At 64.6% G+C, this 24,607-nt stretch carries 20 protein-coding genes and 2 tRNA genes; 6 read left to right on the forward strand and 16 right to left on the reverse strand.

The features are described from left to right. Positions 1-379 precede the first annotated feature (379 nt). The 4 genes from KEM60_RS06275 to KEM60_RS06290 form a co-directional block, all read right to left on the reverse strand. Positions 380-473: transfer RNA gene (locus tag KEM60_RS06275), tRNA-Ser, on the reverse strand. 105 nt (positions 474-578) lie between these two features. Beyond that, positions 579-794 (reverse strand): hypothetical protein, encoded by a 216-nt coding sequence (locus tag KEM60_RS06280; RefSeq protein WP_219106676.1) that lies wholly within the window; start codon positions 792-794, stop codon positions 579-581. Between the two features lie 162 nt (positions 795-956). Beyond that, the gene (locus KEM60_RS06285) at positions 957-1,160 is read right to left on the reverse strand and encodes a cold-shock protein (RefSeq protein ID WP_219106677.1); all 204 of its coding nucleotides are present in this window, start codon (positions 1,158-1,160) and stop codon (positions 957-959) included. Between the two features lie 383 nt (positions 1,161-1,543). Next, positions 1,544-2,548: a LacI family DNA-binding transcriptional regulator gene (locus tag KEM60_RS06290; RefSeq protein WP_255574328.1), complete on the reverse strand. Its 1,005-nt coding sequence runs from the start codon at positions 2,546-2,548 to the stop codon at positions 1,544-1,546. Positions 2,549-2,810: 262 nt separating this feature from the next. Between KEM60_RS06290 and KEM60_RS06295 the strand changes: the two genes are divergently transcribed. The 3 genes from KEM60_RS06295 (at position 2,811) to KEM60_RS06305 (ending at position 4,119) form a co-directional block, all read left to right on the forward strand. Further along, positions 2,811-3,071, forward strand: coding sequence for a metal-sensitive transcriptional regulator (locus KEM60_RS06295; RefSeq protein WP_219106914.1), 261 nt, complete (start codon positions 2,811-2,813; stop codon positions 3,069-3,071). Beyond that, entirely contained in the window at positions 3,068-3,985 is a 918-nt protein-coding gene (locus tag KEM60_RS06300; RefSeq protein WP_219106679.1) for a hypothetical protein, read from the forward strand. Before KEM60_RS06295 ends, KEM60_RS06300 begins: the two co-directional genes overlap by 4 nt. A 43-nt stretch (positions 3,986-4,028) precedes the next feature. Next, positions 4,029-4,119: transfer RNA gene (locus KEM60_RS06305), tRNA-Ser, on the forward strand. A gap of 90 nt (positions 4,120-4,209) precedes the next feature. Here the strand turns inward: KEM60_RS06305 and KEM60_RS06310 are convergent. Beyond that, entirely contained in the window at positions 4,210-5,385 is a 1,176-nt protein-coding gene (locus tag KEM60_RS06310; RefSeq protein ID WP_219106680.1) for a zinc ribbon domain-containing protein, read from the reverse strand. Between the two features lie 254 nt (positions 5,386-5,639). Between KEM60_RS06310 and KEM60_RS06315 the strand changes: the two genes are divergently transcribed. Further along, positions 5,640-6,023 carry a YtxH domain-containing protein gene (locus KEM60_RS06315; protein WP_219106681.1) on the forward strand — a complete coding sequence of 128 codons (384 nt, stop codon included), beginning with the start codon at positions 5,640-5,642 and terminating at the stop codon, positions 6,021-6,023. Positions 6,024-6,094: 71 nt separating this feature from the next. Here KEM60_RS06315 and nudC read toward each other — a convergent pair whose 3' ends face one another. The 5 genes from nudC to cysK form a co-directional block, all read right to left on the reverse strand. Next, on the reverse strand, positions 6,095-7,030 hold the full coding sequence (nudC, locus tag KEM60_RS06320; protein WP_219106682.1) for an NAD(+) diphosphatase: 936 nt from the start codon (positions 7,028-7,030) through the stop codon (positions 6,095-6,097). Between the two features lie 33 nt (positions 7,031-7,063). Next, a complete protein-coding gene (locus KEM60_RS06325; RefSeq protein WP_219106683.1) occupies positions 7,064-9,997 on the reverse strand; it encodes a helix-turn-helix transcriptional regulator in 2,934 nt (977 codons plus the stop codon). Positions 9,998-10,043: 46 nt separating this feature from the next. Then, the gene (locus tag KEM60_RS06330) at positions 10,044-10,277 is read right to left on the reverse strand and encodes a hypothetical protein (protein WP_219106684.1); all 234 of its coding nucleotides are present in this window, start codon (positions 10,275-10,277) and stop codon (positions 10,044-10,046) included. Between the two features lie 125 nt (positions 10,278-10,402). After that, a complete protein-coding gene (gene epsC, locus KEM60_RS06335) occupies positions 10,403-10,996 on the reverse strand; it encodes a serine O-acetyltransferase EpsC (protein ID WP_219106915.1) in 594 nt (197 codons plus the stop codon). Positions 10,997-11,077: 81 nt separating this feature from the next. Beyond that, complete coding sequence (gene cysK, locus KEM60_RS06340) at positions 11,078-12,004, reverse strand: cysteine synthase A (protein ID WP_219106685.1); 927 nt, start codon at positions 12,002-12,004, stop codon at positions 11,078-11,080. 253 nt (positions 12,005-12,257) lie between these two features. Between cysK and KEM60_RS06345 the strand changes: the two genes are divergently transcribed. Together KEM60_RS06345 and KEM60_RS06350 are read left to right on the forward strand one after the other, a co-directional pair. Then, a complete protein-coding gene (locus KEM60_RS06345) occupies positions 12,258-15,203 on the forward strand; it encodes a heterodisulfide reductase-related iron-sulfur binding cluster (RefSeq protein ID WP_219106686.1) in 2,946 nt (981 codons plus the stop codon). Between the two features lie 352 nt (positions 15,204-15,555). Further along, on the forward strand, positions 15,556-16,179 hold the full coding sequence (locus KEM60_RS06350) for a DUF4440 domain-containing protein (RefSeq protein WP_219106687.1): 624 nt from the start codon (positions 15,556-15,558) through the stop codon (positions 16,177-16,179). A 19-nt stretch (positions 16,180-16,198) separates the two neighbouring features. Here the strand turns inward: KEM60_RS06350 and KEM60_RS06355 are convergent, their stop codons facing one another. The 6 genes from KEM60_RS06355 to KEM60_RS06380 all read right to left on the reverse strand — a co-directional run bounded on the left by KEM60_RS06355 (position 16,199) and on the right by KEM60_RS06380 (position 24,599). Then, positions 16,199-18,325: an ABC transporter ATP-binding protein gene (locus tag KEM60_RS06355; protein ID WP_370626312.1), complete on the reverse strand. Its 2,127-nt coding sequence runs from the start codon at positions 18,323-18,325 to the stop codon at positions 16,199-16,201. Next, positions 18,325-20,058 (reverse strand): ABC transporter ATP-binding protein, encoded by a 1,734-nt coding sequence (locus KEM60_RS06360; protein ID WP_219106688.1) that lies wholly within the window; start codon positions 20,056-20,058, stop codon positions 18,325-18,327. Before KEM60_RS06360 ends, KEM60_RS06355 begins: the two co-directional genes overlap by 1 nt. After that, positions 20,052-20,789, reverse strand: coding sequence for a TetR/AcrR family transcriptional regulator (locus tag KEM60_RS06365; protein ID WP_219106689.1), 738 nt, complete (start codon positions 20,787-20,789; stop codon positions 20,052-20,054). The genes KEM60_RS06360 and KEM60_RS06365 overlap by 7 nt, the downstream gene beginning before the upstream one ends. Before the next feature lie 258 nt (positions 20,790-21,047). Next, positions 21,048-22,736: an oleate hydratase gene (locus tag KEM60_RS06370; RefSeq protein ID WP_219106690.1), complete on the reverse strand. Its 1,689-nt coding sequence runs from the start codon at positions 22,734-22,736 to the stop codon at positions 21,048-21,050. Positions 22,737-22,950: 214 nt separating this feature from the next. Beyond that, positions 22,951-23,556 carry a TetR-like C-terminal domain-containing protein gene (locus KEM60_RS06375; RefSeq protein ID WP_219106691.1) on the reverse strand — a complete coding sequence of 202 codons (606 nt, stop codon included), beginning with the start codon at positions 23,554-23,556 and terminating at the stop codon, positions 22,951-22,953. 101 nt (positions 23,557-23,657) lie between these two features. Continuing rightward, the gene (locus tag KEM60_RS06380; RefSeq protein ID WP_219106692.1) at positions 23,658-24,599 is read right to left on the reverse strand and encodes an ABC transporter substrate-binding protein; all 942 of its coding nucleotides are present in this window, start codon (positions 24,597-24,599) and stop codon (positions 23,658-23,660) included. Positions 24,600-24,607: the final 8 nt, after the last annotated feature.

A 24,607-nucleotide genomic window follows, 5' to 3' on the forward strand; every position in this document is an offset into this window, starting at 1 on the left:
TCGCTGGAAATCGGAGTTGATGTCGCATCGAATGAGCCCACCGAACACATGAATCTAAAACCGTTCATTCCCTGGATAGGGAGTATGCGGAATCACGATCCCGTGCGGAAAGTAAATTTCCGTCCACCTCGAAGCCGTCTCGACATACCTGCCAGATTCGAGAGTCGGCACCATGCAGACATCTCGATGCCCGCTGTGGACCTGCCGCCCCGGCGCTCGCTACTGTCGCGACATATCGCCCATCGCCTCTACCATCTCGACATATCGCCCAGCACCTCTACCATCTCGACATATCGCCCAGCACCTCTACCATCTCGACATATCGCCCATCACGACGAAGCGGCCTGACATCGTGATGATGTCAGGCCGCTTTCGACAATGGCGGAGGCGGAGGGATTTGAACCCTCGATGGGGTTTAACCCCCAAACCCGCTTAGCAGGCGGGCGCCATAGACCGGACTAGGCGACGCCTCCACAGATTACCCACCACGAATCATCGCGGTCGGCAAGCTCAGGCAAGGCTACCGGGTCACCCGGACTGAACACAAAGTGGCACGACGACGACTCGTGTCACGCAGGTCACATCCGCTGAGCTGGTCCCGAGGCGCCTTTCTGCATCTGCTGCACCGTCAGACCTACACCACGCCCGGCCGACCACACAGCCATCGTCATGTCACCGTCCTGACCAGCCATGATGGCCTCAAGCCACGACGCGCCGGAGCGGCACTGTACGTCCGTCGGGGCAGCAACACCCCAGGCCACGACGCTGAGCAGCAACACCCCAGGCCACGACACGATGCAGCCGCCCCACGCCCCCCGTAAATATCTCAGCGACGCAGAGCTACCCGCCCCACCTCGACCTCCCCCGCCGAGCGCACCCCACAGAACGCACGAACGGCCCCCGGGGGTATCCCGGGGGCCGTTCGCGATTAACTGACGTCTATCGGCGTCAGGGAATCAGATGGGACGAACGTTGTCCGCCTGCGGACCCTTGGGGCCCTGCGTCACCTCGAACTCGACGCGCTGCGCCTCGTCGAGCGAACGGTAACCGTTCGTCTGGATCGCGGTGTAGTGAACAAAGACGTCGGGGCCGCCGCCGTCCTGAGCAATGAAACCGAAGCCCTTTTCGGCGTTGAACCACTTCACGGTGCCCTGAGCCATGCGAAAAACAACTCTCTGTTGAGGCCTGCGGCGCGTCACACTTCATGAGCGCCTGGCTGCTCCATCACCCCAACACGGGGACTGGCCCATCATCCCGAGAGCTCAATGAAGCTGTCCGGAGTGGAGGCTAGGGAAACCGCCGCGAGGAACTTGCTGTGCAACCAGGCTCACCGTAGCACGGCAGCAGCTTGCAGTGACAGGAGAATCCAACACTGATCGGATTCCCTGTGTCAGGGGTTCGACATGCCTATGTGGGTGACATCTTGGACGGTCGTCAGACTAAGCCTAAACCCCAGAAGGCTTCATGGCGAAGAGTGCAGGTCAGAGACCTGTCATCGTGAAGATTTCAGCGTTTTCAACAACTCCGAACCGTCCCGATCGGTTCAGCTCCGCGCTGAACCATCGCACCCACATGACCGGCGATGCACGATCTCACCAGCGAGTCGCAAAGTCTGCGGAGGCGCATCAGGCGTGTGCATGCGTCGTTCCAACAGCTGCACAGCCCGTGCTCCAATCGCAAACCACGGCTGCGCCAGGATCGTCATGGCCGGATCAGCGACCCCCGCCCAGGGCACCTCGTCAAAGGCCACCACCGCCAGATCCTGCGGGATGGACAGCCCCGCCGCCCTAGCTGCCCGCAATGTGCCCAGCGTGGCGCTGTGTCCCCCCGCAAAAACCGCTGTCGGAGGTTCAGCGGAGGCCAACATCGCCGCCACCGCTTTGCGCATGCCTTCTTCACCGGTGTTGTCATCAGAGACCAGCTCAGGGCACACCGGAATCCCCCGTCGCCGGTGCGCTTCGACGTACCCGGCTTGTCGTTCCTGCCAGGTCATAGTCTCTGGCCAGCCGCCGACAAAGGCGATCCGAGTGTGGCCGCGAGCCATGAGGTGCTCGACCAGACTGGTAGCAGCGCCCTGGTTTTCGACGCCGACCTGGTCAGCGCGGGCATCTTGGAGACGGTCCACCACCACGAAGGGCACATTGCGCTCCCGGAGACGCTTCAGCGTGCCCTCCTCCCACTGCCGAGTCGGGGCGATGAGCAAGCCGTCGACGTGGTGGGCCAGGAGGTTGGCGACGACTCTGGCCTCATGGACCGGGTCGTCGTGCGTGTCGACCAGCATCATCTGCAGGCCACGCCGAGACGCTTCTTCCTCCACTCCATCTGCGAGTTCACGCAGAGCCGGGTTGACCGATGGTGACATCGCCAAACCGATGGTGGAGGTCGATCCGGCCGCGAGGGATCCCGCCACCGGCCGATGCTGGAAGCCGAGACGATCCATGGTGGCTAGGACCAGTCGGCGCGTCTGCGCATTGACTGGTCGTGTGCCATTGACGACGTGCGAGACGGTGCTCACCGAGACCCCCGCCTCACGTGCAACCATCGTCATGGTGACTGTGGGCATATCCCTATCTTTGCGCAAACCAGGCACAGAGTCACTGGGTCGCAAGGCCCCAAAAAAGCACATCCCGCCATCGCGTCGGACCTGCCTTGTGCAGCAAGGATTCTGGTCAGGCGACTGTCTTCACGGTACGGACACCACCTCGGGCGTGTCTCACTCCCGCCGTATCATGAGGAGCCCCGACCAGCGGGCAGCGGCCACCACCGCACGCCACCGGCAGCCCCGGACACAGCGGAAGGAGACACCCATGGTGTCGCTCCAACCTGAGGACATGGGCGCGGTGATCAACCGACTGCGCCGCGCTCAAGGACAGCTCGGGGGCGTCCTAGCCATGATCGAAAACGGCCGCGAATGCGAAGACGTCGTGACCCAGCTCGCCGCCGTCAGCAAAGCGGTGGATCGTGCCGCGTTCAGCATCATCGCCACCACCCTGCGTCAGTGCGTGGACGCGGGCGACGCCGACAGCTTGGACTCCAAGCGTCTCGAGAAACTCTTCCTCTCCCTCGCGTGACGCTCCCCCGACGACGTATCGCAACGATCCTGGCCACAGCCTGCCTGCTGGCCGGGCAGCTCAGCTCGTGCGGCTGGGGTCCTCCCGACCTCCCCGCCGACTCCAGCAGCACCTCCAGCCCCCCCAGCGGGCTCGGCACCGCCACCCGCGCCGCTCGCACCCCAGGGCCACAGACCCCAGAGCTCACCCGCGCCTTTGAGGCCTTGCCCCAGGAACTACGGCACCGCGCCAGCATGGCTGTCCTGCGGGTAGGCACCGGCTCCACCGAGGAAACACTGCGATGGGGAGATCTCCCCGCCACGCCAGCCTGGTCCACCATCAAAGTGCCAATGGTGGTCGCGACCCGTGGACGAGACGCCGCCACAGCAACCCGCGCCATCACCGCCTCAGACAATGAGGCTGCCGCGAGCTTGTGGAAAGGACTCGGCGGAGGCAAAACAGCTGCTGAGGCCGTCCAGAACGAGCTACGCGCTGGCGGTGACCACAACACCATCGTTCAGGATCACGACGTCCGCCCGCCGTACACCCCGTACGGACAGACGGTATGGCGTGACGACGACGCCGTGCGCTACACCGCGTCACTCCCCTGCCGCGCCGACGCCGCTGCCGCCTACGACGCGATGAAACACATCATCACCGCCCACCGTTGGGGCTTGGGCAAGATCGACGCGCCCGCTTTCAAAGGCGGCTGGGGGCCGTCCTCTGACCACGGGTACGTCGTACGACAGATCGGCGTGGTGCCCGCTGCTGACGGCGGGCAGACCGCCGTGGCAGTGACCGTGCTGGCCCCTCAGGGATACGACCAAGGCGTCGCAGACATCACCACGCTGGCCCGGCTGCTCGCGGACCATCGGGATGAGTTGCCGTCCGGTCGATGTGCACCGGCGTCCACGTCACCGTCCAACGGGCCGTAGACTAGGCGACGCGCACGTCGGTCCACGCCGACGTGACATGCATGGAGGGCTCGCATAGTGGCCTAGTGCGGCGGTCTTGAAAACCGCTATGGGGTGACCCCCCATCGTGGGTTCGAATCCCACGCCCTCCGCCATTGACCCATGCCGACCCTGGTCAGGGCTGAGTGTCACCGCCCTCAGTTCAGGGCGGAGCCACCCACCGCGACGACATCTGAGCGCACAGCTCAGATGTCGTCGGCTTTCATTTCTGGTTTTTTGTTGGCCGTCATGATGGGGTTCCACGCACGCAGGAAGTTCTGCTTCGCCTGTGACGCCTTTGAGTTGGCCTGGGCTAATTCGCTGCTGTTATGGCAGACCGTGCCCGAGCGGGCCATGCGCACATAGATCTGGTCGGCTTCTGCTGATGCTTGCAGCGCTTCTTTCAGCTTGTCGCGGGCATCTTTGGCTCCGGGGAGATCAGCGAATGCGGTGTCTCCCATTTCGCCCAGCTTCGCTTGTTGTGCCATGCGCCCCTGCAGGGCTTCGGTCATCAGCTTGCTACCGCCCTCGCGGTCTCGTTTGCTGCAGTAGGTGTCGATGCCCTGCACCAATGTGGTGCGGGACCCCTTGCCAGCTTCCAACGCTTCCAGGACCGCTGCTCGAGCTGCCTGAGCCTTCGCTTCCGTCCCGGACGCACTCGTTTCCTTGTCTGTGGTGGGGACGGCAGGTGCCACCGACGGTGGATTTGGCACCGGCTCTGGCGCAGGGACTCCGTTGCCACTGTTGAGAGTCCACACCATTGCACCGATCCCCAGGACGCATAGAGCTGCCGCGCCCGCCACGATCGGCACGACCATTCCCCGCCGACGCCCCGACATTTCTTGCGCATCGGCATAGCGTCTCGCCGCCGTACGACTCCCAGTTTCCGGTTCGGCGGCTTCATGCCGGGCGCCGCCGCCTCGACGGGTCGGCGGTGCCTGCGGAGCGCTTTCCTCGGGGGCTTCCCACGGGTCGTCGTCATCCGGCCAGGCCGCGAACTGTTGCGACACGCCGTCACGTGACACCCCCCGGTACGTCGGGCGAGGCGGAGCGATTTTCGCCGTCGGAGCGGGGCCTCCCGCAGCTGCGGTGTCGAACTTCGCGGTGGCTGCTCCGGCATCACCGGCGGGGAACGGCGTATCGATCTTGGCGGTCGCTGCACCCCCGGCCATCCCGGCTGCGGCAGCGAGTTGCTCTGGCGTCAACGCTGGCGATGGACCCGGAGTGATGGGTGCCATCGCGGCCGTGGACAGCTCGACCGAACTCTCTCGTCGAGCGGCTGCACCAGCACTATCAACGCCGGTGATCGCGGCCCCACAGGACACGCAGAACCGGGCTTGAGACGGTAACTGCGCACCGCACTCGAGGCAGTAGCGGACCATGTGGATCTCCTCCCACCCGCCGAAAACTGCGGGTCAGCCTCGTAGCCTATCGACCATCCGGCAACGCCGACATCCCGGTCCAGGAAGGCCACCGCCATCTCGTGGCGAGACCAGGTCACTTGAATCGTCGAGAACACCTCGGATTCGACACCGAACTTCACGCCATGACAAGACATTCGGCGTCTAAGCTCGCGATCACCAAGAGGTCACGGACGACCCACGCTGCCACTCACCGATCCTAAGGAGAACAGGCCATGCGCGGACGCGTGATGTTGCTGACCGGGGCCGCGATCGGCTACGTCCTGGGGGCCAGGGCCGGACGAGGCCGGTACGAACAGATCAAAGAACACGCCGATGTCCTGTGGAACGACCCCCGGGTACAGGACAAAGTCGGCCAGGCGCACGAACTGGCCGTGGAAACCGCCACCAGCGCCGGACAAGCCGTCGTTGATGCCGCCAAGGACAAAGCCCCTGAGATTCGAGCCACCCTCGGGGATGTCGCCGACACCGCCCGGAACGCCGTCAGCTCGGTCATGCCCGGGCAGCGTGACGACGCCAGCGGCACCTCCGAAACCGCCCGAACCGATCCACCTTATGGCGGAACCACGTGGCCTGGCCCCGGTCCCACCGGCCCCTGAACCGCCGTCTCCTGCCAGCGCCACTCAGCGACAGGTGCTCGTCGAGAGGTCCTGGCCGCCCAACGCGGTGGTCAGGACCCGGTGCGCACTGCGGTCGTGGTGAATGACGCATCGACGCGCTCTCCCAACCACCCTTCGATCAACCAGCGGCCTGCCGCGAACCACGGCGGCAGGGTCACCTCACCGGCAGTCAAGGCCTCTCGTAGCTGGGTGCGGGTGAACCATCGCGCCGCCGCCACCTCGACCGGGTCGATCGTCAATGCTGGATCTTCGACCCGAGCGACCATAGCCACCATGACTTGCCCCGCTGCTGGCCACGGTTGGCTTCCCGCGTAGGACACGTCCACGGTCCGCAGCCCTAGCTCCTCAGCGACCTCACGGCGTACGGCGTCTTCCAACGACTCGGCGGCATCGACGAAACCGGCGGGGCATGACATCGCCACCGATGACGCGAACTGATGTCCTCGCACCAGACAGATCCGGTCTGCGTCGTCCAAGACCGCCATGATGACCACCGGATCAGTGCGTGGGTAAAACTCCGCCTCGCACGTCCCGCACACTCGCATCCACCCGGCGTGTCGCGGCTGAGTTGGCGCGCCGCATCGCGGGCAGAACGGATGAGTCGCATGCCAGCGCCCCAACGCCAAACCCACTGCGGCGGCATGGGCATCCACCACTGGCAGCGCACCGATCACGTCACGCCACGGGCGGGCCCCTGCCACCGGATCCGCAGACACCCGCACCCACCGCGCTGGATCACCGCCGCACCACACCACCAGGTCATCCCGCACCGATCCGGTGGGCTGCCACACCAGGCCGTCTCCGCCTGAGACGGTCACCAACTGACCTGACTCCGACACCTCCGTCACCACGGACGACGGGTCAGCCCACAGCGCTGCGAGGTCTTCTTCACGCCCCCGCAATTCACCGCGTCGATCCTGCCGGGACTGATGCAGCCACAGCTCACCAGCAGGGGCACAAGGCAGGGCAGATCGGCTCGCAGACACAGCTGTCAGCGTACGCGCGGCCTTGTCGGCGGATCATTCCGGCGTACCGGACCCGACTCCCCATCGGCGGGCCTGCGCGGCCGCCGCCGCCCGATTCGGCACTCCCAGCTTGGCGAGGATGTGCGACACATGCACGCTCGCCGTTTTGGTGCTGATGAACAGGCGCCGCCCGATCTGTCCGTTGGTCAATCCCGCTGCGACTAGCTGCAACACCTGCCGCTCTCGACGGGTCAACATCTCCGGCGAAGGCTCCGCGGCCGCGGGATCGCCCGGAGGGCCGGACGGGCCGGAGACCCCCAACTCCTGCAGCAACGGCTCCGCTCCCAAGGCGCGTGCTTCCCGTTCCGCTTGGGTTGCGACCTCTCGCGATACCGTCACGCATCCTGCCCGTCGTAATGCCGCAGCAAGAAACACCCGGGAACGCACCGTCTCGTAGGCATTGCCGTACGACTCGAATGCGGCGAGCGCGGCACGCCACGCTGCGACTTCTTGGTCGGCGTCGACCGGTCCGCCGTCTGCTGGGGGGATGCCGGGTGCGGCGATCATCACGGATCGTGCGCAGTCGGCTTCCATCCGGGCGGCCCATGCCCGGGTTTCGGCTCCGATGCGTTCGTCGCTGGCGGTGGTGATGGCTCGGGCTTTGGTGACGAGCCGGGCTATCTCGGGCAGCGCTCGGGAGCGGGTGTCTTCGGGTGATGCTGCAAGCGGCCCGGTGACTGCTCCGACGAGTACTGCGCTCAGTCGCACTAATGCTTGGCAGGAGGGTCCCCACATGCGTTCTAGCATCACGGCGCCTTGGCCTGCGACGTCGATGGCTGCGTTGACTCGCCCTTCCCTGCCGTACACCTCGATGCCGACGATCAGGCCGAGGAGGCAGGTCAGTCCGTCGTAGGTCCACCATCGGTCGAGGGAGCCGAGGTGTTCGCTGTCGATGTCTCCACGCGCGACGTGCACCCCCATGTGCGCGGCTTCGGCCATGGCTCGCGCCAGTTCTGGGGTGTGTGGGGGCACGGTGAGGATGTCGTCGGCGAGTGCCCATTCGCCGAGTTCGAAACTGTAGATGCCTTGGAGGACGCGGCATTCGACGGCCCAGGGGGTCCATTGGCGTCCGAGCCGTTCGGCGATGGCTCGGCCTTGGGCCATGAGGTCGCGGGCTCCACGGAGGTCGCCGCGGCGGTGGTAGACCCCGGCGAGGTTGTGGTGCACGCGGACTTGGATGGGGTCATCGCCGCCGGCGAGTTCGGCGCGGACAGCTTCGAGGTGGGCGCCCATCGCGTCGGTGTCTTGTTGGGCTTCGACGACGCGGGCGAGGATCGCGCGGGCTTCGCTGGCTTGCCGGGATAGGCCGTGTTCTTCGGTGATGCGGGCGATTTCGTCGGCTAGGGGTGCGGTTTCGGCGTATCTGCCGGTCTCGGTGAGGGCTTGGAGGCGTGCTTGGAGTACGCCGCCGCGGACTTCGGCGGGGGTGTGCTCGTCGAGGAGGGCGAGGGCTTCGTCGGTGAGGGCGACGGGGTCGCAGGGGACGTCGATTTCACGGCAGCGGAAGACCAGCAGGGAGAGCATGTAGGCGCGTTTGTCATGGTCTTGGCGGGGACCTGGGTGGTCGATGGCGTCGCGCAGGAGGTGGATGGCGCGTGGGACGTTGCCTGCGTGGACGCCGGCGAAGGCGGCTCGCAGAGTGATGTCGTCGCGCACGGGGTCGTCTGGGTCGGTCCAGGCGAGGGCGCGTTCGAGGTGGGCGAGGGCGTCGACGGGGCCACCGGCGGCGAGGGCGTCTTCGGCGGCGCGGCGTGATGCGGCGATCGCGGTGGCACGTTCACCGGCTTCGTAGGCGTGTCGGGCGAGGGTGGCGGCGGTGCCAAGGTCGGGGCGGTGGGTGAGGGTGTCGACGTAGGCGGAGTGCAGGCGGCGGCGTTGGGTGGGCAGCAGGTCGTCGTAGGCACTTTCGGCGAGGAGGGCGTGCCGGAAAGCGATGTCGTCTTCGGCGGTGCAGACGAGGATGTGATGGTCGGTGGCCTCATGGAGGGCCTGGTCGAGGGTGTGCGCGTCGAGTCCGGTGACGCAGCTGAGGAGTTCGCTGCTGACGCGGCGTCCGCCGACGGCCATGGCTTGGACGACGGTGCGGGCGGTCTGGCCGAGGTTTTCCACGCGGAGGCGCAGGACTCTGCCGAGGTCGCCGGTGAGTTCGTTGCCGCCGGCAATGAGTTCTTCGGCGAAGAAGGCGTTGCCGTCGGCACGGTCGACGATGTCAGCGACTGCGGCCCGGGAGGTGGGCGCACCGCCGGTGGCGTCGATGAGGGCGCGCATGTCGCGGGCGGGGAGACGTCCGAGGTGAATTCGGGTGACTTGAGGAAGGCGGGCCCACAGGCCGAGGGTTTCGTGCAGGGGGTGGCGTCGGTGCAGGTCGTCAGCTCGGTAGGAGGCGAGCAGACCGACTGGTCCGGTGAAGCCGCGCGTGAACAATACGGTGAGCAGGTCCCGGGTGGAGTTGTCGGCCCAGTGCACGTCTTCGACGACCACGAGCACGGGCCGGTGTGCGGCGACGGTTTCTAGCAGGGCGTGAACGGCGGTGGCGATGCGGCCGGGGTCAGGGACCGGGCTGGTGTCTTCGATGGGGTCGACGGCGGGGTGGTCTTCGACGGGGAGGAAGGGTGCCAGCGTGCGGTGGGTAGCCGCGACCTGCCGGACCATGTCGGGTTCGGCGGCAGTGAGATCGTCGAGGAGTTCGACGAGAGGGAGATAAGCCAGGTGGGGGCCGGTCACTCCCACGCAGTGGCCGACGGCCACGACGTGGCCTGCTTCCTGAGCTCGGGTGGCCAGGGCAGCGATGAGTCGGGTCTTGCCGATGCCTGCGTCCCCGGAGAGAACAGCGAGGCCAGTGGTGTGACCGCCGCCGGTCGCTGCGGCGAGACGATCAAGTTCGGTGAGACGTCCCACCAGCGGCCGGTCCGGGACGTACAAGGGCATACCCTGCATTATCAACCTGCGGACCGGCGCGGTGAGACGTGTCCGTTCAGTTGGCGCGTCGACGACCATCCAGCGGGTCGATCGGGCCGTAGCTGCCGAGGATTCGGCGTCCGATACTCAGCCCTGGGAGGAAGCCGCCGCGTCGGGTCTCGTCACGCCGAACATCGAGGGTGACGCGACGAGCAGGTCGCGTGGACCGCCAGGACAGTCCGGCATGGTCGTCGACGTAGCGCCAACGAATCTCTGCCGCGAGGGTCTGGGGGTCGGTCAGGGCGTACATCGCTACTGCCTTTCGTGGTGGATGTCACAGAATGCGTCAACCCTCACGATCCCGGTCTGAGGTAGGGGCCCACATCGGGTGTCCGCCTTACCTGAGGCAGGTACCTACCTCAGATCCTGGTCTGGTCAGATCCATAACGCAGGTTCGGCGTACAGATCATCCGGAAGCCCCAGGATGCGCTGCTGACCGCCAGGACGGGTCCGCGCCGGAACCCCGACTGCCACATGCTCGGCTGGAACGTCCTTGACCACCACCGAATTTGCGCCGATCTGCGCGCCAGCGCCGATCGTCACCGCGCCGAGCACTCGGGCACCAACACCGATCGTGACACCATCCTCCACCGTGGGATGACGTTTTCCAGCGGACAGGGTGCGACCCCCAAGAGTGACCGCGTGATACATCATCACGTCGTCACCGACCTCGGCGGTCTCGCCGATCACCACCCCCATGCCGTGATCGATAAAGAGTCGCCGCCCGATGGTCGCGCCCGGATGGATCTCAATGCCGGTGCGGGCCCGAGTCCATTGAGACAGCAACCGCGCTGGAAGGCGACCACGGTCATGACGCCACATCGAATGGGCCACCCGATGCGCCCAGAGCGCATGCAGGCCCGGACTCACCAATGCCATCTGCACGCGACCGGTCGCGGCAGGATCCCGGGCGATGGCCGCATCGAGGTCTTCAAGGACAGCACCAGCCATCCGTTTCACGGCATGCATCCACCGATGTCCCCGGCCCTGACCAGCCAGGGATCTCGGCTCAGGGTCGGCGACACCGACAGGCTGCGAGGCGGACATGGCTCAGTCAGTCAAGCCGTCGAACAGGACAGTGGACAGGTAGCGCTCGCCGGTGTCGCACAACATGGTGACGATGGTCTTCCCGGCGTTCTCCGGTCGCGCAGCGAGCTGGGCGGCGGCGGCAAGGTTAGCCCCGGAGGAAATACCGACCAGCAACCCTTCCTGGGTCGCTGCAGCCCGAGCATGAGCGACGGCGGTGTCAGCGTCGATACGCAGGATGTCGTCAACGATGTCGCGGTCGAGGTTGTCGGGCACAAAGTTCGCGCCGATGCCTTGGATCCGGTGCGGTCCCGCCTGACCGCCGGTGAGGATCGGGGACTCTGCGGGTTCAACTGCCACAACAGTGATGCCGGGGTCGTGGGCTTTCAACGTGGCGCCGACGCCAGAGACCGTCCCGCCGGTGCCGACCCCGGCCACGAAAATATCGACGGTGCCGTTCGTGTCAGCCCAGATTTCTTCACCGGTGGTCTCGCGATGGATCTGCGGATTGGCCGGGTTAGCGAACTGACTGGCCAGGATGGCATTGTCCCCTGCGGCGATCTGTTGGGCGCGCTCCACGGCGCCTTTCATCCCGGCAGCGCCCGGGGTGAGCTCCAAGTCGGCTCCGAAGGCCCGCAGCAGCGCTCGCCGTTCGGTGCTCATCGTCTCCGGCATGGTCAAGACGACGCGGTAGCCACGGGCGGCACCGACCATCGCCAACGCGATGCCCGTGTTGCCGCTGGTGGCTTCGACGACCGTGCCACCGGGGCGGAGTTCACCGGCGGCTTCGGCGGCGTCAATGATGGCCACGGCGATGCGGTCTTTGACTGACCCGGCAGGATTGACGAACTCGGCTTTGACCAGGACGGTCGCCGGGCCGTCGATCATGCGGTTGATCCGGATCAAGGGGGTGCCGCCCACGAGGGCGGTCACGTCGTCGTACACGGTCATGTTTCTCACCTGGGTGGGTCGTCGGGGTCGACGTGGGTGGCCGGTACGGCGGGGGACGTCGAGCTCTGTCAGCTGAATCAACAGTAGGTTGCTTATAGGTATTCCAACAAAATCTTATGGATCTGGTGGTGGTGCCGCCCCACCACCACAGCTTCACCGCAGACCGGCCACCCTCGACGATCCTCGCCAGGGAGAGCCAGGTCACAACGACGAGCACCCCGTCCCCCGCAGATCAGCTCCGTATCATCGCAGCATGTCAGCGCTGCAAGCCACGGCGATCCTGCTGTGCCTGATCGTCCCCACCATCGGTTGGAGTCTGCTGTTCTGGCGGATCTGGCAATACAGCCGAGTCTTCCGAATGGGCACAGCCGACCCCACCCGCACCGGACGCCCGATCCGCCGCACCTGGGTGCTGATCAAGGAATTCCTCGGCCACACCCGAATGGCCCGACTCCCTGTGGTTGCGGCAGCACACTGGGTGACTGCCGTGGGATTCCTCGTGCTGTTCTCTACCCTGGTTAACGCGTTCTTCCAACTGTTCTGGGCTGACTTCCGACTCCCCATCGTCGGGACTTTCTTCCCCTTCGAATGGATCATCGAAGGCCTGTGTGTCTTCGGTCTGGTCGGCATCCTCACCCTCGTCGGCATTCGGCAACGCCACAACCCGCGGTTCGCTAAAGGCGTCCACGGCCGCCGTAGCCGATTCTTCGGTTCGGTGAAATGGAAGGCCTACTACGTCGAAGCGACCATCGTCGCGGTGATGGTCCTGATCATCCTGCTGCGCTCCCTCGAAGCGCGGATGGTGCAGATACAGCACCCCGAGGAAAACATCGCCCTGCACTTCCCACTGACCGGTTGGGGCACCCTCTTCTGGAGCCACCTCGACCTGGCTCAGATCTATGAAGCGGTCTACATCTTCGCGATGCTCAAGATCCTGGTCAGCTTCGCCTGGATGATCGTGATCGCATTGAACCCCACTATGGGAGTCGCCTGGCACCGCTTCTTGGCGTTCGTCAACATCTGGTTCAAACGTGAGGCCTCTGGACGCACCGCGCTGGGAGCGCTCCGCCCGATCCTCACCCCCACCGGCGCCCCTGTCGGCCTGGCCGAGATCGATGCCATGGGCGACGAGAGCGCAGACGACAACACCCCCGCAGCGATACCGCGCTTGGGAGTCGGCGCGATTGAAGACTTCTCCTGGAAGTCCCTGCTCGACTTCACCAGTTGCACCGAATGCGGCCGCTGTCAGAGTCAATGCCCCGCCTGGAATACCGACAAGCCGCTGTCGCCAAAGCTGCTGACCATGACCCTGCGGGACCACGCTCACGCCAAAGCCCCCTGGATTCTGGCCACCGAGGACCAGCGCCACGACCTGCCAAAACACGTCAAACGTCTCGCGGAAATCCCGCTGGTCGGCGACACCGGCTATGAAGCGCCCTACCCGATCGGGGCCTACGACGCCCTTGGCCCGGACGCGATCATCGATACCGACGTGCTCTGGTCATGCACCTCCTGCGGGGCATGCGTCGAACAATGCCCCGTCGACATCGAACATGTCGACTCGATCATCGATTTACGCCGCCACCGTGTCCTCATCGAATCAGCGTTCCCCGCCGAGTTGTCCGGCCTCTTCAAAAACATGGAAAGCAAGGGCAACCCCTGGGGCATGTCCCCGCAAACGCGCCTCGACTGGACACAAGGGCTGCCCTTCGACGTACCCGTCGTCGGTCAACACGTCCACGACCTGACCGAAGTCGACTACCTCTTCTGGGTGGGCTGCGCAGGCGCCTACGAGGACCGCGCCAAAAAGACCACCCGCGCCGTCGCCGAACTGCTGCACCACGCTGGGGTCTCCTTCGCGGTGCTCGGCAACGGTGAATCATGCACGGGCGACTCAGCCCGACGCGCGGGCAACGAGATCCTCTTCCAGATGCTCGCTGCGCAAAACATCGCCACTCTCACCGCAGCCCAGGCCACCACGATCGTGGTGACCTGCGCCCACTGCTTCAACACACTGCGCAACGAATACCCCCAGTTGGGTGGTGATTTCGACGTGGTCCACCACACCCAACTGCTCAACCGGCTCGTCCGAGAAAAACGCCTCGTACCCACCGCCCGCCCCGAGGCAGCCGACACCTCTGGTGTCGCCTCCACCGGAAAAGACGTCACCTACCACGACCCCTGCTATCTGGGTCGGCACAACCACGTCTACAGCCCCCCACGCGAACTCATCGCCAGCCTGCCCGGAGTGCGCCACCACGAAATGGCCCGCTCACAGGAAACGTCGTTCTGCTGCGGTGCCGGTGGCGCACGCATGTGGATGGAAGAAAAACTCGGCTCTCGCATCAACGAGAACCGTACGGCGGAAGCCGTGGCCACCGGCGCTGACCGGATCGCTACCGGCTGCCCGTTCTGTCGAGTGATGATTTCTGACGGGCTGACCAGTCAACAAGAAACCGGCACCGCCCGTGCCGACGTCGAAGTGGTCGACGTGGCCCAGATGCTGCTCGCCGCCGTCCGTCCCCCAGCTGGAACCGCCCCCGCCACGATTTCCGAGGTCGCCCCTGAGGACACGCTCAACACGGAATCTCCAGCGCTGGATGACACGCCGTACGCCGATGACGTCGCGACCGTCCACGCCACAGCCAGTCCCCACCGAGCTGACGCCACCACCTGGGCCAGCCTGCGCACCCACCTCGACGGACGACGCACCATGCCCGCCTCCGAAGCCCTCGCCCTCCTGGGCATCGCCGCACCAGACACCCCCACAGCGGACACCACCACACCAGATGCCAGCAGCTCAGATGCCGCCGATACCCCCTCGACAACCCCAGCCCTTCCCCCCGAAGGGACGCCGTCCAGGGCAGTAGTCAGTGCCGACGCCACCACCTGGGCCAGCCTGCGCACCCACCTCGACGGACGACGCACCATGCCCGCCGCTGAGGCTCTGTCGCTGCTCGGTGTCACCGCGTCCACCGCCGTGCTGGACCCCACACCCCACCCCGAACCTCCCCCGGCAGCAGCACCTACCCCACCGACACCACAACCAGCCTCGCCCACATCAGCACCCGCCCCACCAGCAACCCGCAGCGAAGCCTTCACCGCCGACAGCAACGATTGGGCGCGCCTGCGAGATGCCCTCGGATCCCGCCGGACGATCCCCGCTACTGAGGCGATGCACATCCTGCGCACCCGCTGACCTCACCGACGAGACAGGGCCCCGGCTGTCACCGCGACAGCCGGGGCCCTCTCTCGTGGCGGAATGTGGTCGCTAAAGGGTCAGGTCTGACCCGCACATGCCGATGAGCGCTTGAGGAGTCCTTTAATGCACCAAAAGGACTCCATGTTTGCCACGCTGATCGTGCTGATATTTCCGCAGGAGCCCACTCTGAAGAACGCCGATGTATCACCCCTCCACGCCGCTGGTCATCTGCTCCTGGGAGCGATGACCCCAGCGGAGTGCATCCGCTTGCCACATCACGTCATCGCCTCGGGGGATAGTCCGACCAGAACGCGCCGGCGTGCGACGTTCTCAAGCACCGAGGAGCAGCATGCAGCAGCATGATCCACAGCAGGGCACCGCTGACAGCGCTGTGAAAACCCCATCCGCCAAGCCCACTGGACGCGACGGAGGCGGCGCCCGCATCGCTGGCGCAGTCCGCGGAGTCCTGCCCGGTCAGAGTGCCGCCGCCGAATCACTGACCGCAGACCCGTACGTCGCTCCATCCGTGAAGATCTCGCCGCTGGCGCTCGCCGCGGAAGGATATCCGGTCCCCACCGAAGCGGAGATCGCGGCCTTGTTTGACCGGTGGAACTCAGTGATGCAGAACTCTGACGCCAAAGCCGTTGACGCGCTCTACATGCCTGACGCCACGTTGCTGCCCAGTCTCTCGGAACATCTCTGCGAGAACGCTGAGGAACGTCTCGCCTATTACGAGATGTTCTTGGCCAAGAAGCCCTGGGTCTCGGTCATCGAACGTCACATCTATCGGGGCCATGGCATGGCTGTCGATGTGGGCCGTTACCGGTTGGAGTTCCAAGAAGAAGTTGAACGCCTGGAAGGGCGCTACAGCTTCGCGTATGTGTGGAACGGCGAGGAATGGGCGATTGTCAGCCACCATTCGTCGTTCGAACCGGACCTCACCATGGAGGAAGCCGAGGAGGAATCCGCCTAGGACGCCTCCCCGGCTCCGTTCACCGCTGACCTGTGTTATCAGAGGAGTTGGTTGGTGGGTCAACCGGCGCGATCGGCTCGTCTCGTTCGATCGGAGCCGCTGGGGCCACCGAGTCAGCTGGGTCGGCTGGCGCTGACTCGTCGGCGGTCGCTGCCCCGGCAAACTGGCTGCGATAGAGCTGCGCATAGGCGCCATCGAGCCCGAGCAGCTGCTCGTGGGAGCCGTGTTCGACGATCACGCCATCCTGCATCACCAGGATCACGTCAGCGTCACGGATCGTGGACAGTCGGTGTGCAATGACGAAGCTGGTGCGATCAGTGCGCAACGCTGCCATGGCGTGTTGCAGGAGCACCTCGGTGCGGGTATCCACCGAGCTGGTCGCCTCATCGAGGATCAACAGGCTCGGCGCACTCAGGAAGGCCCGGGCGATGGTGATGAGCTGCTTCTCCCCTGCCGAGATGTTGGAACCCTCATCGTCAAGGACCGTGTCATATCCATCAGGCAGGTGCGCGACAAAGCGATCGACGTACGTCGCCTCCGCTGCAGCGTGGATGTCCTCTTCGGTGGCGTCCGGCCTGCCGTAGGCGATGTTGTCCCGGATGGTGCCGTGGAAGAGCCAGGTGTCTTGCAATACCATCCCGATGCGCTGGCGCAGTTCGCGTCGAGGCATCGCAGCGATATCAACGCCATCCAAGGTGATCCGGCCACGATCCAACTCGTAGAACCGCATGATCAGGTTGACCATGGTGGTCTTCCCGGCACCGGTGGGTCCCACGATGGCCACGGTCTGTCCCGGCTCAACCGTCAATGACAGGTCGTGGATCAGCGGACGATCCGGCCGGTAGGAGAAGGCCACATCGTGGAACTCGATGCGTCCGTGCGGCTCTGGTCGGTCACCGAGGCGAGCCACCTCCGGGACTTGCTCGGGAGCGTCGAGCAGCTCAAACACTCGCTCAGCGGAGGCCACACCGCTCTGCAGCAGGTTCGCCATCGATGCAACCTGCGTCAACGGCTGAGTGAACTGCCGTGAGTACTGGATGAAGGCCTGCGCGTCACCCAGACTCAGGGCTCCATTCGCCACCCGCAGCCCACCAACGACGGCGACCAAGACAAACGACAGGTTCCCCACCAGGAACATCACCGGCATCATCAAGCCGCTGACAAACTGCGCGCCGAACGCGGCGTCATGCAAATCCTGATTGGTACGACGCATCCGCTCAGACACCTCGGCGCGCCGACCGAAGGCGGCCACTAATTCGTGACCGGTGTAGGCCTCCTCGACCAAGCCGTTTAACTCACCGGTGCGGGACCACTGAGCAATGAATTGCCGCTGGCTGCGTTTGCCAATGACCACAGTGACCAGCACCGACACCGGGATTGCGACCAGAGCAATCACCGTCAGCATCGGAGAGACCAGAAGCATCATCACCAGGATGCCGATGACGGTGAGCAGACTGTTCAATAACTGTCCGAAAGTCTGCTGCAAACTCTGCCCGAGGTTGTCAATGTCGTTGGTCACCCGCGACAACAACTCTCCGCGGGGCTGGGCGTCGAAATAGGACAACGGCAGCGAGTGCAACTTCTCCTCGACCTGCCCGCGCAGTCGACGCATCGTGGTGATCACCACATGGTTGATGAGACGACCGGCCGCCCACATCAGGACGGCGGCGACGGCGTACAGTCCCAGCACCAGCAGCAGGACGCGACCGACCTCGTCGAAGTCCACTCCCCGGCCAGGAATGACATCCATCGCTGACACCAGGTCAGCGAACGTGTTCTCCCCGCGGGCTCGCAACGCCGCCACCACCTGCTCCTTGGTGGTCCCGGCGGGCAGTCGGCGTCCGATCACCCCAGCAAATACCAGGTCAGTGGCATGACCGAGGACTTTAGGTCCGACAACGGACAGCGCCACGCTAGCCACAGACAACACGACCGCGGTGATCACGTGGACCCGAGAGGGCCGCAACAATCCGAGTAGGCGCCGACCTGACCCGGAGAAGTCCAACGACTTCTGCGCCAAAGCGCCTCCCATCGGGCCGCCCCCGCGAGCGCCGTGGGGGCGGCGGGTGGTGCTCATCGTGTGTCCGACGGGGGTTTTTTCGGTGCCGTGGGGGTGGCGTCCGTGTCGGCGTGTCGTGGCGGCCATCAGGCGGCGTCCTGGGCGCTGAGCTGGGAGGCCACGATTTCGGCGTACGTGGGGCATTGGGTGAGGAGTTCGGCGTGTCGGCCGAGTCCGACGACTCGGCCGGAGTCCAGGACGATGATGAGGTCGGCGTCGACGATGGTCGAGACGCGTTGGGCGACGACGATCATGGTTGCGTTGCGGATCGAGGGCCGTAGTGCGGCTCGGAGGCGCGCGTCGGTGGCCAGGTCAAGGGCGCTGAATGAGTCGTCGAAGAGGTAGACCGTGGGGCGCGCGACGATGGCGCGGGCGATGCACAGTCGTTGGCGTTGTCCGCCGGAGACATTCGTCCCTCCTTGGGCGATGGGTGCGTCGAGGCCGTCTTCCATGCCGCGCACGAACTCGTCGGCTTGGGCGATGCGTAGTGCCTGCCAGAGGTCATCGTCGGTGGCGTCGGGATTGCCGTAACGCAGGTTGGATGCGACGGTCCCGGAGAACAGGTAGGGCCGTTGGGGCACGATGGCGACGTCACGGGACAGTTCGTGGGGGTCGAGTTCGCGGACGTCGGTGCCGTCGAGTCGGACTGTCCCGCCGGTGGCGTCGAAGAGCCGGGGTAGCAGGTTGATCAGGGTGGTTTTGCCTGATCCGGTGCTGCCGATGACGGCGGTGACTGTGCCGGGGCGGGCGGTGAAGGTGACGTCGTGTAGGACGGGTGCTTCAGCGCCGGGGTAGGTGAATTCGACGTGGTCGAGTTCGACGAGTCCAGTGGGGTTGGTACGGCGTACCGGCTGTGCTGGGGGGATCACGGTGGAGTGGGTGTCGAGGACTTCGCCGATGCGGTCGGCGGCCACGGAGGCGCGCGGCACCATCGTGGCGACCATCGTCGCCATCATCACTGACATCAGGATTTGGATGAGGTAGCTCATGTAGGCGAAGAGCGACCCGACCGGCATGGCGCCGTCGTCGACGCGGTGGCCGCCGAACCAGATGACGGCGACGGTGGAAAGGTTCATGATCGCGATGACGATCGGGAACATCAGCACCATCAGTCGACCGACGCCGAGGCCGACCTCGGTGAGGGCGTCGTTGGCGACGGCGAATCGCCGGATTTCGTGGTCTTCGCGGACGAAAGCGCGGACCACGCGGATGCCGCTGATTTGCTCCCGGAGGATCCGGTTGACGGCGTCGATGCGGGTCTGCATCTGCCGGAAGAGGGGCACCATACGGCGTACGACGAGCAGGACGCTGATGGTCAGGAGCGGTACGGCGACGGCGACGAGCCAGGACAGGCCGACGTCTTCGCGTAACGCCATGATGATCCCGCCGATCATGGTGATGGGGGCGCCGACCAGGACGATGCAGCCCATCAGCACGAGTTGTTGCAATTGTTGGACGTCGTTCGTGGTGCGGGTGATCAGGGATGGCGCCCCGAAGTGGGCGACCTCGCGGGCGCTGAATGACATGACCTGTTCGAAGAGGCCGCTGCGCAGGTCTCGGCCCATGCCCATGGCGGCTCGTGCTCCGTTGCGGACGGCGGCGATCTGGCAGAGCGCTTGGCCGAGTGCGGCAGCGAGCATCCACATCGCTACCTTCCAGATGTGGTCGGTGTCGCCTTTGGCGACGCCGTTGTCGATGATGTCGGCGTTGAGGCTGGGGAGGTAGAGCGAGGCGATGGTGGCGAACAGTTGGAGGACGACCACGGCGGCGAGGAATCCTCGGTAGGGGCGCAGATGCCTGGTTAAGACAGTGGTCAGCATGGGGATCCCTTCGGCTGCGAGTCGTGGCTGCTCAGCAGTGATGTGCTCCGGTGGGTGTCGAGCGCTGTGATCTCGTCGGGCCGTTCGATGTCTGCCGCCCGTGGCAGGGCCCCGTCAAGCAGGATGTCGACGATCGCGTGAGGTGTCATCAGTTTTCCGTCGTTGATATGTGGGTGGCTCCCGGCGAACGACAGGAAGCGCAGGGCGTCGACGAGGATGTCGGGTGGCACCCTCAGGGTGTGCGCGTCCGCGCCAAGGACGTCGTAGAGGTGCTGCCGGATGTGGTGGGGGTCCAGGCAGTCGTGGTCGTCGGCGCTGGGGCAGCCGGGGTGTGGGCCGTGCTGGGGTGGACCCATCACTCCTAATGGGCCCAGGACGTCGAAGATCTCGGTGAATCTGTCGTTGAGGAGCTCTGCCAGCGCGTAGACGCGGTCTCGCAGGGGCAGGGTCCGGTCGATATGGCGGGTGCGTTCCCAGAACGGGGACGGGCAGGCTGTCGCGGAGATGATCGCGTCGAGGAGAGCTTCTTTGGTGGTGAAGGCCCGGAAGAGGGTGCCTTCGGCGATGCCGCTTTCGGTGGCGATCCGGCGGGTGGATGGCAGCGCTTGGTCGCGGCGGATCATCTGGGTGGCGGTGTGGACGATCAGGAGTCGTCGTTCCTCAGGGGGCAGCGGTCGGGCACGCCTTCCTGATTCCCGACCGGGCCCTGGCGTTGTGGTCGTTCCTGGCACAGTACGACGATAAAGTGAGTGAGCACTCACTCACAAAGCAATCCTCGCCACCCTTCCCACCAGCGTCGATCCAGACTGGGCGCCCTCCCCGAGACAATCCAGCGACAACCGCGCTCACCAACCTCTGTCACCCCCCAGCGTCACCTCGCTCACCAACCTGCCCGATTCAAGCGCATATGACGGTGTCGGAGCGGCCCCGCACGGCCGCCCCGACACGTCATCACTCACCCCGCAGCGAGATGGCTCCGGCCGCCCGAATCACAGATAGGCAGCAAGTTCCGAACGGGCCGTCAACGCCGCCAACGTCAGATCCTTCAACGGCAACTTATCGACCCCCAGGCACACTTTCGCCGCCTGGGTGAGCACCCGTACGTCGTACCGGCTCGGGAACACCTCAACAACTGGACGCTCCAGATCGAGCAAACCATAAACCGCCGTCATCGCCGTACGCACCGAATATTCCACCGTGAACACGCAGTCCCCGGGCACCTCCGCGTACTGACCCAAGAAGGCGAAGTTGCGGCTCCCTTCTGGGATCACCGCCGGTCGGTCACCCGCCACTCGCGGCATGAACTGCGACGTGATGTACGGCATCATCGCCGGGATGACATTGACGGTGTGCGCCAGGATCTCCTCCACCCGATCCTTCAGCCCCATGTGGAACAACAGCTCTGTGAACATTTCTCGGCCAGTGCATTCCGACAGTGTCTTCGGCACATAGTTGCCCGGCGCGTCCATATTCAAGCCGTAGGCCCACAACACCTTAACGTTCTCTGGCTGGTCAATGAAATGTGGATCCTTCGGGGACACCCAACTCATGAACCACGCCGAGTCGGTGATGGTAGTCAGACCACCCATCCCGGGGACGTTATTAGTCAATTCAGCCAAATACGGGAACAGCACATCATCGTCCTTCAATGTCACGGTGAAGGACAGCCACTTCGTCCGGTCGATGTCACCACAGAACACCTCCGGATGCCCAAATCGCGGCGACTTCGGCGCGATCCTCTCCCACACACTGAAACAGCCCTTGTCCTGCGAACGGTTCAACTCCGCCGGAGTATCCAGGTCACCGCGCGTGGTGTTCTGCGTCATCGAGCCATTGGTGAACAACACCAGGTCATCCGCGCCGACCTCGATCAGCTCCTCCGCGCCGTCCATCAGATAGTGGACCGCCGTGGCCGTCGTCGCGTCATCAGTGAAATCAATATCCGTGACCACCGCACCCAGCTGCACCTGCACGCCCTGGTCACGCAGCCAAGTCACCAACGGCAGAATCAACGAGTCATACTGATTGTATTCAGTGTGCAAGATGCCTTTGAGTTGGTTCATACCACCGATCAGATGCATGAACCGTTCCATGTACCGCTTCATTTCCACGACACTGTGCCACGTCTGGAAAGCAAACATCGACGCCCAGAAATACCAGAAGTTTGTCCGGAAGAAATCAGGGGTGAAAAACTCCTCAATCGAGGTGGCACCCAACGCTTCTTCTGTCGCCAGATGCAACCGTCCCAGCTGCATCGCCTGCGCAGTGGACAGCCCCAACGACGAGAAGTCCCCGACCGCACCCTGGTCATGCACAATGCGGCATCTCGACTCGATCGGCTCGATGAGATTCAACTCGCGGAACTCATCCAGCACCGACCGAGAAGGGTCAGTCAATGACGGCACCGACGCAAACAGGTCAGCGAAGCATTCGAAGTGCTCTTCGATCTCCCGACCGCCCCGAGCGGTGTATCCATGCTCCGCGTCACCAGCACCATCCATCGATCCACCCGTGCGATCCAGGGACTCCAGGACGTGAATGTTTTTTGCCGGCATATGCGCGTCACGGATCAAGAAAGCAGCCGCTGCCAGCGCCCCTATCCCCCCACCGAGAAGATAGGCGTGCCGCTCCTCGATGCCCTCAGGTGCCAAAGGCGTGACCTTGTCGTAGTTACCCATGTCGTATCACTCTCACCGGTCGTCGATGTCGGCGTATCTGCCGCTAAGACCACTGTTGATCGAGGTCTCAACCGGGGCAATGGACAAAGACCCGCCGATGTCTCATCACGGCACATCTGGACGAAAATGTGTCATCGCCGCACAGGCCAGCAGCGACCTCAGCCACCCCTGCATGGGGCGAGCTGTGGAAGCGTGCCACCGCGTCACCCGGTGATCACCAGGGCCCCTGCATCACCTTTCCGACGCGACCGGAAGCACAGGCGCGGCGTCGATTGTCCAAGACATGCCGGATCGTGCCATCCATCATCTCTTCGATACGACGACCCACGACCAGCGGCGATTCTTCTAACCCCCGAGACAACCAGTCCAAGAACTGGCCGAGCAGCGCAAAAGCAAAAAAAGATGCCACCTGACATCGGGTTTCTTCATCGACCGGATCGTCCCGACATAGGTCGTCGACAACTCCTCGAAGCAGTCGATTGAACACCCCACACAGGAAACGTTCTGATCTTTCCCGGCCCAGCGAATGATAGACGCTCAGGCAGAGCTCCGGGTTGTCAGCGGTGTAGGTCAAGACCCGATCCACCCCGGCCCGCCAGGTGGTGTGGCGGCAATACACCGGGAGGTCCTCGACGATCTCCATGCGGAAGAGATAGGTCAACAGGTCATAGACGTCAGCGAAATGGTGATAAAAGGTGTGCCTCGACACCCCACAGTCATCGGTGATCATGCGGACGGTGATCTTCGACAGCCGACGCGTCATCAGCAGCCGACGCAGCGAAGCGGCGAGCGCCCGCCGGGTCAGATCGACAGCCGCCATCTCTTCTCCCCTGAGCCACCTTGTGTGGCAAGACTATCCACAACAGATGGCCCGAGGTGGGCGCTTTCCCGGTAGCAGCGCTCCTACCAGGAGCTCTGCGATCACGCGCCCAGCAGGTGGTGGTCTTGCAACCATTGCCGGGCCACGCTTTGCGGGTCTTGTTTGTCAATGTCGACTTTGCCGAGCATGACCCGCAGGTCCTCGGTGTTCAAAGCGGCGGATACCCCGTTCAAAGCTGCCGTGACGGTGGGGTTCGCGGCGTCCTTTGCAACCAAGGGCACGATGTGCTGGGTCCCGAAGAGGTGTTTGTCATCGTCGAGGACCACAAAATCGTGGGCGCTGATCGCCGGGTCCGTGGTGAAGATGTTGGCAGCATCGATCTGGCCGTGTTTCAACGCCTGCACCACCGCCTGGCCGGTCAACGGCGTACGCACTCGGGAGAAGACGATCCCGTAGACCCCGGCCAGGCCTGGCAGACCTTGCGGGCGAGCTTTGAACTCGTCTGGGGCGCCCAGCACCATGTGGTCAGCGACAGCTGTGAGGTCGCTGACCGTGCGCAACCCTCGAGTGCGGGCGGTCTCCCGAGTGACGGTGATGGAGTCTTTGTCCTCGGCGGCGGATCGGTCCAGGACTGTCAGGTTGGGCGGTAGCGCCGCCCGCAATCCGTCAAGGACCCGATCAGGGTCGGTCTCGGCGGCATCCTTGCGGTAGAAGAAGGACAGCGCGCCGGTGTATTCCGGGACGACCTGCACCGACCCGTCCTGCATCCCTTTGAGATAGGCCTCTCGGGACCCGATCCGTAGTTTCGGTGCGGCATCGACTCCTTTGGCTTTCAAAGCGCCCACATATATTTCTGCCAGCAAGGCGCTTTCAGTGAAATCAGCTGATCCGACCAGGATCTGACCGGATCGCGCGGGAGGAGCGCCCTGGCCGGTCGGGGCGGCCGCGCCGGTAGCTAACGGATTATTAGTGGGTGATCCACATCCGGTGAGCGTGATGATCAGGATCAAAACGGCCGGGGTGCGACCTCGTCTCATGGACATGTCGTCCC

The organism is Austwickia sp. TVS 96-490-7B (genome assembly GCF_019331795.1).
Classification (GTDB): Bacteria; Actinomycetota; Actinomycetes; order Actinomycetales; family Dermatophilaceae; genus Austwickia.